Source organism: Phytohabitans sp. LJ34, assembly GCF_052068095.1.
Taxonomy (GTDB): domain Bacteria; phylum Actinomycetota; class Actinomycetes; order Mycobacteriales; family Micromonosporaceae; genus Phytohabitans.
Genome location: NZ_JBQHDG010000035.1, coordinates 67560 through 81117, shown reverse-complemented (window position 1 = coordinate 81117; position 13558 = coordinate 67560). Strand labels below are relative to the sequence as shown.

Here is a 13558-nt window from a genome sequence, read left to right as displayed (position 1 = left end):
TACGGGACGCCGCCGCCGCGGCCGCCCGCGCCGCCCGGGACGCCGCCGCCGCGGCACCGACCGCGACGCGCGCGGCCTGGGCCGCCTGCTCCGCCGCGTACGCCGCCCGCTTGGCGTGCGCCGCCGCCTCGTCCCGGTTGTTCCGGGCGGCTTCCGTCGCCGCCGCGGCCTCCTCGGCCGCCTTGCGCGCGGCCTCCGCCGCTTCCTTGGCCCGCACGCCCTCGTCCTTGGCGGACTGTGTCTCCTTGGTGGCCAGCGCGCTGGCCGCCTCCGCCTGGGCGAGCAGGTCGGTCAGCGAGGTGACCTCGTCGTCGTGGGCCGACGCGGTCGCCCAGCCGTACTCCAGGAACTGCTCCAGCGCCTCCGGTGTACCGGCGTCCAGCGCCCGCTGGGCGGCGGCCTTGACCTGTGGCCCCCCGCTGACCATCGCCTGGTTGACCCGCAGCCGCTGGTCGACGACCCACTTCGCCTGCCAGCCGGAGTCCACGAACTCCCGCAGCGCCACCGGGTCCTGCCGGTCGAGCGCGGCCTGGGAGGCCTCGCGTACCTGCGGGCCGGCGCCCGCCATCAGCTGGTTGACCTGTATCCGCGTGTCGGTGTCGGCGGCCTGCTGCCAGCCGCCGTTGAGGAACGTGCTGATCGCGTTCTGGTCGCCGGCGTCGGCGGCGGCCAGCGCCTGCTTGCCCGCCGCCCGTACGGTCGGGCCTGACCGGCCGATCGCGTCGAGGACGGCCTCCCGCTCGTCGAGACGCTGGGCCTCCTGCCAGCCGCCGTCGAGAAACGCCCGTACCTGCTCGTCGGAGCCGAGCAGCGCCCGCTCGGCGGCGGCACGCACCTGGGCATCGCTGCCCCGCCAGGCCGCCGCCACCAGGGACCGGTCCGCGGCTATCGGCTCCACGGCCGCCGCCGGGCTGGCGTGCAGCAGGCCGGTGAGCATCGCGAGCACCGTGAACGCGGCGATCCGCGCCCGGGGTCGACGTCGCTTGTTCATCGCCATTCCCCTCATCCGCCCGCGGTCAGGCGCAGCAGCGTGGTGGGCGAGTTGTTTTCGTCCACGCCGACGCCCACCTGGGTGCTGCCGTCGGGGTCGAGCTCGACGGTGACCTCCTGACCGTCGTCGCCGATCAGCTCCGCGGTGACCTCGTGGCCGGTGCCCTCGGTCTGGCCGTCGCCGCGGATCTCGAAGACGCCGGGCAGTTCGAGGTTGAGGATCCCGGTCGCGGAGCGGACCCGGAAGCAGACCACGTGCCCGGAGGCGACGTTCTCGGTCGTGTAGACCTCGATCAGGCCCACGCCGGCGGACGGCTGGTCGGCGCAGTCGGCGAGCACGATGTGGCCGTCGCCGGAGATCAGGCGCACGTTCATCTCGGCGAGGATCCGGTCGGCGTTCGGGTACAGGTAGTCTTCGACCGTCCCCTGTGGCGTGTCGGCCGCCGAAGCGGCGGCACGCTTGTCCACCGCGTCCACAGTGGCCGTGGCGGCACCGGCGGGCGGCGGCGCGTACCAGCCTTGCAGGTCGACGATGATGTGCGTGGCGCCGCCGCTGGCGTTGCGGATCCGGATCTTGCCGTCGGTGCCGACCCGCACCGCGGCGAGGCCGGAGCGGGCGGTGGTGTTGGGCGCCGGGTAGTTCGTCAGGGACGCGTCCGGCTCCGTACCGCCGACCGGCCAGGCCCGCAGCGACCCGATCGCGGTGTTTTCGAAGACGGTCAGGTTCACCAGCGCCGTCGTGCCCGCGGGTACCCCGAGCGCGACGTCGACGGTGCCGTTGGCGGTCACCGGCGAGCCGGTGCCGGCCTCGCGGGTGTCAAGCCTGCGCGTGCCGGCGAGGGTGCGCAGGCCGGACCCCGCGGTCGCGCTGGTGGTGAAGTAGCCCGTCGCGGTCACCACGACGTGCACCGACGATGCGCCGTTGTTCGTGATCGTGACCCGCCCGTCCGCGTCGAGCGGCACCGAGACGGCGTGCGCGGTCGTGCCCGCCACGTAGTCCATGGCGCTGCGGTCGTTGGCGCCGCCCGGTGGGTACACGCCGATCCAGCCCTGACCCGTCGCGTCGGTGACGATGAGGTCGACGAACGCGGTGCGGGTGCCGTTGGGGATGACCGTGCCGGTCAGTTTGAACGTCCGGCTGCCGCCCCAGGCCGGCACGACGCCGGTGCCGCCGCCGCCGAGCCCGGTGCGGGTGTCGACGAGCCGCGTGTAGTCGACCGGCGTGAAGCCGCCGCCGATGACGTCGGTGGTGAAGTAGCCCTGCACGTCGACCAGCACGTCGGCGGGTGAGCTGTGGTTGAAGAGGGAAAGCTTGCCGCTGGCCGGCACCGGCACCACCGCGGTGTTGGAGAGGATCTGGCCGGCGTCCGCGTTCAGCATCGACAGGGCATGGTTGAGCGGCGTCCCGTCCGGAAACAAGGTCAGGAACGTGGGCCCGGTCGTCACCGCGGTGACGTCGATGAGCACGGCGGTGACCCCGCTGGACGGGATGCCGCCGACACCGGTCACCTGGAAGGAGCCGATGCTTCCGGCCGGCCGCTGCCCCTTCGGCAGGCCCAGGTCGCTGCGGGTGTCGAGCACCTGCGCGCTGCTGGGCAGCCGGACGAAGTTGCCGCCGCGCACGGTCCGCCGCACCCAGTCCCGTACGTTGTCGAGCCGGGTCTCGGTGGCCCCGTTGCGGGTCTCCGCCGCGGCGGTACCGAGGCAACCGGCCTGCCACGAGGTCCCGTTGAGGGCGACGAGCTCGTACCCGCCGGCGACCGCGCGCACCGCCGGCCCGCCCGCGTCACCCTTGCAGATGCTCGCCGGCTGCGCCTGGCTGCCGACGACGTTCACCGTGGCGACGGCGACCGACTGGACCGCGAACGAGCCCACGTGCAGCCTGTCCGGCACCCAGTCCCCGGCGGTACGCCCGAAGCCGGCCACTTGCAGCGCTTCGCCGGCGGCTGGGGCGGTCGTCGCGAACTTCACCGGGGCCACTTCGACGACCGGGGTGTCCAGCTTCGCCAGCAGCAGGTCGCGTTGCACGTGCGGCACCACGAGGCTGACCGAGCGCACCTGTCCTTCGGCGGTCGTGGTGAGGTCTTCGCGGCCGACGGTCACCGTGGTCGGGTACACCGGCGGACCGGCCGGCACCGGCGCGGCACCCTCCGCGAAGCACGACTTCGCCGTGACTACCCACTCTGGATCGACCAGCGCGCCGGAGCAGCCGCGTGCCGCCTTGCCCACCTTGACGTCGGCCACGAAGCCGAACCCGTTCGCCGGCGCCGCGGTGCCGCCCGCGACCCCGTAGGCCGGGGCGGACAGCAGTGACCCGGAAAACAGGACCGCGGCTGTCGCCAACAGCCCACGCCGAAATAGCACCCGCATCGAGACCTCTCCCCCGTACACGACCGTCCATAGTCGGCACACATATGTGCGCGTTGGGAGTCTGACGGGGGTCGGCTTCAAACCGGTTTCAGATGGGCGTCGGCGCGGGCAGCCGCTCTCAGACCGTCATCGCGGGGATCGGCCACCGCCGGATCAGGTAGGGGAGCCAAAGCGCGCGGTCGCCGACGTGCAGGACGAGATCCTCGCCGACGAAGTCGGCGAGCGCCTGCGATGGCACGGTCGACGTCTCGGCGCAGTCCAACAGCAGCCGGATGGCTTCGAGGTGCTCGGTCTCGTCGATGGTGATGATCTTCTCGAGGCCCTTGAAGCGCCGGTCCCGTACCTGCACGAAACCTGGCCCGCGCCGGTAGACGCACTGCCCGATGAAGTGCCGCCCCGACCAGCCGCGGTGAATCTCCAACCCACGCGGATCCAGCACGGCGGACGGCGGGTAGAGGTGGCACAGCTGGCGCCAGAGCTCGACGTGACCACCGAGATGGAGCCGCCAGTCGACGACGATCGCGTACGAGGTCAGCTCCCGGATCAGCGCGAGCGCCCGCCCGGTGGCGGGGTCTTCGAGGCCTCGGCTCAGGTCGACCTCGTCATGCAGCACGACACGGCCGGTGCCTTCGGCGAAGTACCGGCGGGCCACCTCGGCCGGCTCGGACCAGACGTGATCGGGCCCCTGCGCGAGCTCTGGCAGGGTTGACAGGTCCGACGCGCTGTGCCGGTACCGGGACAACGCGAGGGCGGTCGCGGTGGTCATACCGGCACCACTTCCTCGCGTCGCTCCGCCGTGGCCGCCTCGTCCATCGCGGGTGGGTCGACCGGCAGGGCGGAGGGCAGCCGGAGCATCTCGTAGTTGGTCGCCTCCGGGACCACGTGGACGAACTGGTCCGCGTCGGTGAAGACGAGACCGAGCTCCCGCCACCGGTCGAGCAGGTCGGCGACGTCCGGCTCGCTGGTCGTCACACCCGTCTGCGCGGTGGCCTTCCGGGCCAGCGCCGCCACGCCGTGCGGCTGGTCGAGCAGCCGGAACACGGCGGCCTCCACCGGATCGTCGATGCGCAAGGTGCGCCAGGGAAAGTGCCGGCGGCGGTTGACCAGGACGATCGAGTCGCCCAGGTCGCAGTGGGCGAGCTCGGACTCCAGATGCGCGTCGGCCCATTCGGCCAATCCGGTGCGCAGCAGGTCCAGGGTCGCTTCCCCGATGCCTTGCTCGGGTGCCGTGAAGAGGTACGCGAGCCCTTCCAGCTCCTCGTCCGGCAGGTCGTAGATCAGCGCGTACTGCTCGTCGGCCCGGCGGTCCGCGAAGCCGAGCTCGGGTCGGTTGAAGTACGGGCTGAAGCGTTCGAGCGCGATGCGGGTGGCGCCTCCGCACGGCATCAGGTGGTGCAGTACGCCAAGCTGCCGGATGACCGGGAGGTAGTCGGCCTCGGTCTCACCGGGAAACCCGACGAGGAAGTTCCAGGCCACGGTCAGGCCGAGTGCCGCGGCGTCGCGGAGCATGCGGACGTTCTGGCACCCGCTGACGCCCTTGTCCATCAGCTTGAGCACCCGCGTACTGAGGCTTTCGATGCCCGGCTGGACGTTCACGACGCCCGCGTCACGAAGCAGCTCGAGCTGCGGACGACGCATGTTCGACTTGATTTCGTAGTGCATCCGCAGCGTGTAGCCGCTCTCGGCGAGCCGCGGCAGCAGCGAGGTGACGTACGACATGTCCATGATGTTGTCCACGACGACCACGTCGAGCACCTTGTGTCGCCGGACCAGGTCTTCGATCTCGTCGAAGAAGCGCACCGGGCTCTTGCTGCGAAACGCCATGGACGAGCCGTTCAGCCCGCAGAAGGTGCAGTGGTGCTTCTCGCCCCACCAACAGCCCCGCGCCCCTTCCACCACCAGCTTGGGTTCGACCACGAGCATCGCCGGGGAGCGGGCGATCCGTTCGAAGTAGCCGGTGAACTCCGGGCTGACGATGTCCTTGGGCGCCAGCGGCCGGGCACTCATCGGATTCGCCACCGGCGTGCCGTCCGCCGCACGCCAGCAGAGGCTGTCGACAGTGTCCAATGTGGTCTTCTGGTCGATGGCGTCGAGCAGCTTCGGGAAGGACACCTCTCCCTCGCCCCGGATCACGAAGTCCACGAAGGTGAAGTTGCGGTGCAGCGCCACGCCTTGTTCGCTGTCGCAGTTGGCACCGCCGAACACCGTGGTGATCCGCGGGTCGAGGCGCTTGACGTGCTTGGCGGCGGCCAGGGCGGCGACGTTCTGCTGGAAGGTGGTCGTGAAGCCGACGATGTCCGGGCGCCACCGCACGACGCGCTCGGCCAGCTGGTGGATGAATTCCGGTGTGGTCCCGTGCAGCTCGCGCGCCATCGCGATGCGGTTGCTCGGATAGGACTTGCCCTTCCGGGTGGCGTACCGGTCGAACTCGGCGATCCTCCACATCGGATCGTCGTAGAGCGCCGAGGAGAAGATCCAGTCGCCAAAGCCGGAGAAGTAGGTCTCCAGCCCGTAGTACTGGTAGTCGTATCCGTTGAACGGCCGCCTTTCGAGTACCCACTCGAAGTAGTCGATGTTGGCGTCCCACACCTCGACGGTCGCGTCCGGGTACTTCTCCGCCGCGCTGTTCTTCAGGATGCCGAGTGCCAGCGACGGCAGATCGAGCGCTCCCCAGGGCATGTTCACCAGCAGCAGGCGCACTGTCCCTCCCTTGTGGTCATTGGGCGTCGATGCTTCGAACCGAGCGGGCGGCCATGCCTACCGCGGCCGTCGCGGCCATCGCGAGGCCGGCGATGCCCAGCGCCACCGTCGATCCCCACGTGGCGATCAGGGCACCGGCGGACAGGTGGCCGACCGGGGCCAGGACCGACGTGGCCACCGCCTCCAGCGCGAAGACCCGCCCGAGAAAGCGATCGTCGATGACGGTCTGTACGAGGCCGGCGAAGGCGACGTTGGAGATGCCGTTGGCCGCCCCGACCAGCGCCAGGTCGACCACCCCGGGCCCGGAGGGCAGCAGCCCGAGCATCGCCAGCAGGACGCCCTGACTCAGCAGCAGCGCGCAGATCAGCAGCGCCCGCCGCCCGGTCCGGCGGGCGAGTCCTCCGAACCACAACATGCCGACGATCGAGCCCGCACCGAAACCCGCCACGAGAAACCCGTAGGCCTGGCTTCCACCGAGCTTGTCGGCGTAGAACGGCAACGCGATGACCATCGCCCCGGCCGCGGCGGCGCTGCCCACCATTTCGACGACGAGCAGGAGCCGGAGCCACGGCTCACCCGAGGCGAACCGCAGCCCGGCCAGCCCGTCGCGCAGGGTCTCGCGAAACGACGCACGCCCACTCGCCTGTGGCACGCCACCGGCCCGGCGGCGCCGGTACACGGCGAACCCGGCGGCGACCGCGAAGGCGTACGACACCACGTTGATGCCTATCGCGGTGCCCTCCCCCGCGGCGCTGGCCACGATGCCGGCGGCCGGGGCGGCCACCACCGCCGGAAGTTGCGACAGCATCTGGATGAGGGCGTTGCCGGACGCCAGCTTCTCGGGCGGCAGCACCGACGGGGCGATCGAGCTCATCGCGGTGAGGTAGGCCCCGGCGGTCATCGCCTGTACGGCGAGCAACGGGACCAGCAACCAGATCCCCTGACCGGTCAGGGTGAGCAGGAGGACGGAGCCGCTGGCTCCGAACGCCACCACGTTGGCGCACAACAGGAAGTTCACCCGCGGGTAGCGGTCGAGGAGCGGACCGGCGACGAAACCCCCGACGGTGCGCGACACGCTGAAGACCGCGATCACCAGAGCGAACACGAACGGCCCGAGCCCTTGGTGGATGAGGAAGAACGCGATCGCGATGCCCTGGAACGGGCCGCCGAACGAGGACACCAGCTCCCCGAACCACAACAGGGCGAAGTCTCGCTCCCGCAGCGGGCCGACGGTACGCTGCCATCGATTCGTCGGCGCTGGCCGGGCCGGGGCGTCGTCGACGGCGGTCACGGCCGATCCGGCGCCACTCAGATCACCTCCTGGGCGCGAAGCCAACCGTCGACGTGTGCGAACATCGACTTGAACTCCTTGCAGTAGACGGTGCGCTGCCCGAACCCCTCGGCCACGCTGTACCGGGTGGACATCGGTCCGCCGGCGCAGATCTGGACGAAAGCGCAGTCGCGGCACGCGTCCGGCACCCGGCCCACGGTGTCCACACAGTTCTTGAAGAACTCGTCGTAGTAGAGGTCGTCGAAGGTGTTCCGGAAGATGTCCAGACCGAGATCGGTCATCCGGTCGGCGCACGCCTTGAAGTTGTCCGTCGGCTCGACACTGCCGTCCGTCTCGATGACGGCGACCCGCACCGGCGCCGAGCCGAACTGGTCGCTCTGTGGCCGCTGGCCGACCAGGCCCTGCACCACCGCGGTGAGCAGCCCCACCCGGACGCTCTCGTCGTCCTCGCTGATCCACGCGTCGAAGACCTCGTTGAGAAAGTCCGTACGGCGTGTCCGGCCCGCTGGGGACGTAGTCGGCGGGCGGGTGCGCGTAGTTCGACTCCGGCAGCAGGAAGCTCATCCGGTCGACGCCCAGCGAACGCAGATGCTGGTACATCTCCCGTCCGGAGGCGGACGGATCGATCACGCTCAGGGCGCTTACCCCCAGCCCGCGATCGCGCCAGGCCAGCGCGGTACGCAGCCCGCGCACCACCCGGTCGTAGCTGCCGCGGCCCGCGTGGTCGACCCTGGCCCGGTCGTGCACCTCGCGCGGACCGTCGATGCTCACCGCGACCTGGAACCGGTGGGCCGCGAGCAGCCGCGCCCACTCGTCGTCCAGCAGCACACCGTTCGTGGTGATCTTGTAGGTGACCCCTATACCGGCCCGGGGGATCTCCGCCAGCCGCTCCATGATCCCCTGGTAGGTCGACTTCGACACGAGCAGCGGCTCACCGCCGTGCAGATCGATCCGGATCTGCTTTATCTGATGCTCGTCGCAATGAGAGATGACCTTGGGGACAAGCGCGTCGATGACATCCAGTCCCATTTCCCGGGGCCGGCCGAGGAAAGAGGTATCCGCGCCGTGGTAGTAGTAGCAGTAGGTGCAGTCGAGATTGCACCATGACGCGATCTTGAGAATGTATTCGTCGATCCCGGTTCCAACGGCCATGCCGGCACGCGCCTTTCTTCGCTGATGTGCCGCCCCCGCACCCGACCGCGGCCCGAGGGCGACACAGCGTCTGCCTTGCTTCCTAGCCGCTGACTTCGACGGTGGAGCTGAACTTCCAGTCGCTGATCCGCGACTCGGCGTTGGCGCCCTCACGGATCACCCGCTTGATGACGGACATACTCACCTCCTCTCTGGTGACCGTCCGCCGGCGCGAGAGTCGACCCGCGGACGTCCGGCTATGCACCGAGGCTCGCAGGAGGCATTGGCGGCCAAATATGCCGCGATTGGTTGTCGACTGGTCGGGCCCGCCAACCAGGGGTCAGTCGGCTCCCCCCGCGCGCGTCGGCGCGGACCGCTCCAGCCGGTCGAGGCTCTCCCTGATCGTGTCGGCGTCGCAGTCGACGAACGTGGTGTGGCCGAGCTCGTCGAGCAGCGCCAGGGCCGCCCGCCAGGAGTCGCGGGCCGCGTCGGCGTCGCCGGTGGCCAGCTGGCTCCCGCCGAGCTTGGCCAGCGTGTCCGCCTCGTACTGGCGGGCGCCCACCTCCCGGTACCGGTCGAGCGCGTGCCCGTAACAGGCGACGGCCTCGGCGTACTCGCCCCGCTGGTGGCGGGCGTAGCCGAGGCTGTCCCAGGTGTCGGCCTCGCCCCGGCGGTTGCCGATCGCCTGGTTGAGGGCCAGCGCCTGTTCGCAGTGGGTCAGCGCGGCACCGGGGTCGCCGAGGGCGGTGAGGTAGTAGCCGATCATGTTGAGCGTGGCGGCCTGCCCGCGCTGGTCGCCGGCGCCGCGGTACAGCTCGAGGGCGCGCTCGGCCTGCCGCAGGGCCTTGGCGTGCTCGCCTTGACCGGCCCAGGTGAAGCTGGTGCCGAGCAGGGTGTGCGCCTGCCCGACCAGGTCGTCCAGCGCGGTGAACAGGTCGAGGGCCCGAGCGAAGTGGGCGTGTGCCGGTTCGTGCTTGCCCAGCCGGGCGTGTGCCCGGGCCAGGCCCCGGTGGGCCCTTGCCCGCACCGCCGGATCCGCGAGCCGTTCCCCGGCGGTGAGCGCGGTGCGCTGGATGGCGACCCAGTCGGCGAAATGCCCTCGCCGGTTGAGGAACTCTTCCAGAGCCGAGGCGAGCCGCCACGCGTAGCCGTCCCATCCGCGGCTGCCGGCCTGCTCGACCGTCCGCACGAGGGCGGAGTGCTCGATCGCGAGCCAGGCCAGCGCGGCCGCATGACCGGTCAGCGGCTCCGGTGTCACCCCGGGCTCGGGCGGGGCCAGCGGGAGCGGGGCCTGGTGGGGATCGAGCAGAGCGGCCGCCGCGTGCGCGGTGTGCAGGTAGTAGTCGAGCATCCGGCCCGCCGCCGCCTCCCGCCGCGGTTCGGGATCGAGATCGCCGGCAAGCTCAGCGGCGTACGCGCGCAGCAGATCGTGCATCCGGTACCGGCCGGGGGTGGGCTCGGTGATCAGGTGTGCGCGGGTGAGCTCGCCGAGCTGCGCGCGGGAGACGTCCGCGGACACCCCGGCGAGGCTGGCCGCCGCCGCGACCGTAACCTCCGCGCCCGGGAGCAGCCCGAGCAGCCGGAACAGCCCGGCGGTCCGGTCGCTGAGAGCCTCGTACGACAGGGAGAACGCCGCCCGCGCGTCGGTGACCGCGTCCTCGCCGGCCAGGGCGTCCAAGGTGCTCCGGCCCCCGCGAAGCTGGCCGACCAACTCGTCCAGCGCCAGCCCGGGATCGGTGGCGATGCGGGCGGCCACGATGGCCAAGGCGAGCGGCAGCCGCGCGCACGCATCGATGATCTCCCATACGGCATCCGGGTTGGCGCCGATCCGCGCGGCACCCGCCCGGTGGGCGAGCAGCTGCCGCGATTCACCGACCGACAGCAGGTCCAACGCGATCGACCGGGCCCCTTCGGCGGCGACCAGGCTGGAGAGGCGGTTTCTGCTGGTGACCACCACGAGGCTGCCGGCCGCGCCCGGCAGCAGCGGTCGCACCTGCTCGGCGTCCCGGGCGTCGTCCAGCACGATCAAGACCCGCTTGTCGGCCAGCACGCTGCGGTACAGACCGACGAGCGCCACCGGGTTGGCGGGCATCTGCTGCGCGGGCAGCCCGAACGCGTCCAGGAACCCCTGCATCACCTCGACCGGCTTGAGCGCGGCGTCCGGCGCGCCGAACCCGCGCAGGTTCGCGTACAGCTGGCCGTCGGGAAACCGGTCGCGGACCCGGTGTGCCCACCGCACCGCGAGCGTCGTCTTGCCGACCCCGGCGGTCCCCGAGATCACGCAGATGAACGCGGGAGCCGCGCCGGACGCCTCCGCGAGCAGCGCGTCGAGCTGCCGCAACTGCGCTTCCCGACCGGTGAACCCCGCCGTGTCGGCGGGCAGATGAGCCGGCGGCGGCCGTCGCTGGACCGCTCGCCATCCGGCCTCCTGCGGAGCATCGCCGTCCGGCGCCGCCACGATCGGCGAGGCCGCGGGCACCGCGGTGTCGTCGTGCAGCAGGGCGGCGTGGGCGGCGACAAGCTCCGGCCCGGGATCGATGCCGAGCTCGTCGACCAACCGGCCGCGCATCTCGTGGTACGCGGCGAAGGCGCGCGCCCGTCGCCCGGCGGCCCGGTAGGCGTCGATCAGCCTCGCCCAGGCGACCTCGTCGAACGGCTGGCTCGCGGCCGCCTCCTCCAGCGCGGGCAGCGCGTCGACCACGGCGCCGGACGCCAGCAGCGCGTCGCCGTACTGCGCCAACGCGGTCCGCCGCTGGTCGGCGAGGCTGGTGACCTTGGGGTGCGCGGCCAGCGCCGGTACGTCGGCCAGCGGCGAGCCGTGCCACAGCTGAAGCGCTTCGGTCAGCAGCGCCGACGCCTGCCGGAGGTCGCCGCCGCGTCGCGCCGCGTTCGCGTCCGCGAGCAGACCGCGAAACCGGGCCAGGTCGAGGTCTACATCGGACAGTTCGAGCGCGTAGCCATCCCCCACGGACGGCAGGACCGCGCTGCGCGTATACGACCGGCGCCCTGGCTCCAACGCGCGGCGCAGGTGTTTCACCCGGCTCTGGATCATGTTCGTCGCGCTCGGCGGCGGTCGCTCACCCCAGAGCGCCGCGACAAGGTCGGCCCGCGACACCGGCTCGCCGCAGGCAAGCGCCAGCAGCCCCAACACCGCCCGGTGGCCGGCCGGCCCGAGGTCGATGGGGTCCTCGCCGCGCCAGGCTCTGACCGGGCCGAGTATCTGCAAGCGCACGCGACCTCCCGACCACCCGCCCCGACCAGCCGCCCCTCCGACCAGTCGGCAACCATTTGTCAGCCAGTTCCGCAGGCTAGTCTCATCCTGCCATCGGGGCATAGACCCACCACAACGGCAGCTTCCGGATCCCGCACCCCAAAGGAACCGAAACGACATGAGCCGAAAAAGCCGCATAATCCTCGCCGCGTTGCTGACGGCGATGTTCGCACTGGTCGGCGTCGGCGCCTCGTCAGCGGCGCATGCCGACCCCTTCGTCCCGCATTGCAGCGAGTGCCGATAGGACCGACCTCCAGCGGTCCACAAGGGAATGTCGAGCGCTCGCGGGCGGGCCTCACCTACGGTGACCGTCATGAATGGGCGCCTCACCCGCCGTGGCCTCGTCGCCGCCGCCTTGGTGGCCGCACTCGTCACCTCGGTCGTCTCGGCACCGCCGGCGCACGCCGCCGTGCAGTGGAGCAGCGTGTCGGCCGGCAACAGTCACGCGTGTGCGATCCGCGTCGACCACACCCTGTGGTGCTGGGGAGAGGCGGCCTACGGCCAGCTCGGCCTGGGCCGCGACCAGATCCTGCCGCGCACCGTCCCGACCAGGGTCGGCACCCGTACGGACTGGTCGTTCGTGTACGCGGGCGGCCGGCACACGTGCGCCCTCACGATGGGTGGTGTGCGCTACTGCTGGGGTGAGTCCTTGGAAGGAGCGGTCGGGCTGCCCGACATCGCCGGCCCCGTCTACGTGCCGACCAGCCAGCCCGGTGAGCAGACCTGGTGGGTGCTGACGGCCGGCAGCGAGAACACGTGCGGGATGAACGCCGGCCGGCTGTACTGCTGGGGAGACAACCAGTACGGCACGGCCGGCATCGACTCGGAGGGCGACCCGATCAACAGCCCCGAGCAGGTCTACGGATCGGACACCAACTGGGCCACCGGCTGGTTCGCGATCGGTGACCGGCACGCTTGCGCCCTCAAGAGCGGCGGCCAGCGCTACTGCTGGGATTCAACGGCTGGGGGCAGCTGGGGATGGGCCACACCCTCGAACGGCGCAAGCCGGTCACCCGGACCAACGACGGCACCTGGACGGGCGTCGCGGCCGGCGCCGACCACACCTGCGGCATCCGGCCCGACGACGAGCTGCTCTGCTGGGGCGGCAATACCAGTGGTCAGCTCGGCCTCGGCGACCTCGAAACCCGCATGCTGCCCACGGTCGTCGGGACCGAGGGCGACTGGCAAACGGTGGAAATCGCCAACCGGAGCCGGCACACCTGCGCGTTGAAGAACGACGGCCGGCGCTACTGCTGGGGTCACAACGGCGACGGTCGGCTCGGCCTCGGCGACACCAACCGCCGGACCACCCCCGCACGGCTCAGCGGTGAGGGCAGCTGGCTGTCGCTCGCGGTCGGCGCCAACTTCACCTGCGGCCTCCGAACCGACCGCTCGCTGCACTGCTGGGGTTACAACTACCACGGCCAACTCGGTGTCGGCGACACCAACGACCGGACGGTCCCGACGGCCCTCTGAGGGGACGGGCGGTCAGCGGCCGGCCAAGCCGTGGAGGACGTCGTCGATGCGGTCGGCGGCCTCGACGTCCTCGGCGGTGATCTGGACAGCGGATGAGGTGAGGTTGAGACCGACGTTGGTGATGTAGTCGATCATCTGCTCCAGTTGGGCCCTCCACGCCTGGCCACAGGCGAGCAACTGGGCTGAGGACTGCCAGCCGGCGTGCCCGTTCGCCGCCGCTTCGCCGCTGGCGAAGAGGCTGCCGACCTTGGCTTTGGCCTCGGCCCCCAGGCTCTGTAGATCGGTGCCGGCACGGGCGACCGATGTCGGTTCGATGTCGAGCACCACGT

General features: G+C 71.3%; 9 protein-coding genes and 3 pseudogenes. 3 read left to right on the top strand and 9 right to left on the bottom strand.

Annotated elements, in window-relative coordinates; genetic code table 11:
• The 8 genes and pseudogenes from ACTMTJ_RS42050 to ACTMTJ_RS42015 all read right to left on the bottom strand — a co-directional run.
• Positions 1–991: ALF repeat-containing protein (locus tag ACTMTJ_RS42050; RefSeq protein ID WP_441224357.1), on the bottom strand; the 991-nt coding region annotated here is incomplete at its 3' end.
• Positions 992–1002: 11 nt separating this feature from the next.
• On the bottom strand, positions 1003–3360 hold the full coding sequence (locus ACTMTJ_RS42045; protein WP_441224356.1) for a S1 family peptidase: 2358 nt from the start codon (positions 3358–3360) through the stop codon (positions 1003–1005).
• A 118-nt stretch (positions 3361–3478) separates the two neighbouring features.
• The gene (locus ACTMTJ_RS42040; protein WP_441224355.1) at positions 3479–4126 is read right to left on the bottom strand and encodes a DUF5825 family protein; all 648 of its coding nucleotides are present in this window, start codon (positions 4124–4126) and stop codon (positions 3479–3481) included.
• Positions 4123–6060, bottom strand: a complete 1938-nt coding sequence (locus tag ACTMTJ_RS42035; RefSeq protein WP_441224354.1) for a RiPP maturation radical SAM C-methyltransferase — start codon at positions 6058–6060, stop codon at positions 4123–4125. The genes ACTMTJ_RS42040 and ACTMTJ_RS42035 overlap by 4 nt, the downstream gene beginning before the upstream one ends.
• A gap of 16 nt (positions 6061–6076) precedes the next feature.
• Positions 6077–7351, bottom strand: a complete 1275-nt coding sequence (locus ACTMTJ_RS42030) for an MFS transporter (RefSeq protein WP_441224360.1) — start codon at positions 7349–7351, stop codon at positions 6077–6079.
• Positions 7352–7368: 17 nt separating this feature from the next.
• Complete coding sequence (locus ACTMTJ_RS42025; protein WP_441224361.1) at positions 7369–7779, bottom strand: hypothetical protein; 411 nt, start codon at positions 7777–7779, stop codon at positions 7369–7371.
• A gap of 301 nt (positions 7780–8080) precedes the next feature.
• Positions 8081–8503, bottom strand: a pseudogene (locus ACTMTJ_RS42020) (radical SAM protein); the annotation flags it as partial.
• Between the two features lie 319 nt (positions 8504–8822).
• Positions 8823–11714 carry an AfsR/SARP family transcriptional regulator gene (locus ACTMTJ_RS42015; protein ID WP_441224353.1) on the bottom strand — a complete coding sequence of 964 codons (2892 nt, stop codon included), beginning with the start codon at positions 11712–11714 and terminating at the stop codon, positions 8823–8825.
• Between the two features lie 310 nt (positions 11715–12024).
• Between ACTMTJ_RS42015 and ACTMTJ_RS42010 the strand changes: the two are divergent.
• The 3 genes and pseudogenes from ACTMTJ_RS42010 to ACTMTJ_RS42000 all read left to right on the top strand — a co-directional run.
• Positions 12025–12354 (top strand): annotated as a pseudogene (locus tag ACTMTJ_RS42010) (hypothetical protein); the annotation flags it as partial.
• A 162-nt stretch (positions 12355–12516) separates the two neighbouring features.
• A pseudogene (locus ACTMTJ_RS42005) lies at positions 12517–12618 on the top strand (hypothetical protein); the annotation flags it as partial.
• Between the two features lie 50 nt (positions 12619–12668).
• A complete protein-coding gene (locus ACTMTJ_RS42000) occupies positions 12669–13229 on the top strand; it encodes an RCC1 domain-containing protein (RefSeq protein WP_441224352.1) in 561 nt (186 codons plus the stop codon).
• Between the two features lie 12 nt (positions 13230–13241).
• On the opposite strand, the gene ACTMTJ_RS41995 is transcribed toward ACTMTJ_RS42000, so the two are convergent.
• Complete coding sequence (locus ACTMTJ_RS41995; RefSeq protein WP_441224351.1) at positions 13242–13556, bottom strand: hypothetical protein; 315 nt, start codon at positions 13554–13556, stop codon at positions 13242–13244.
• Positions 13557–13558 lie beyond the last annotated feature (2 nt).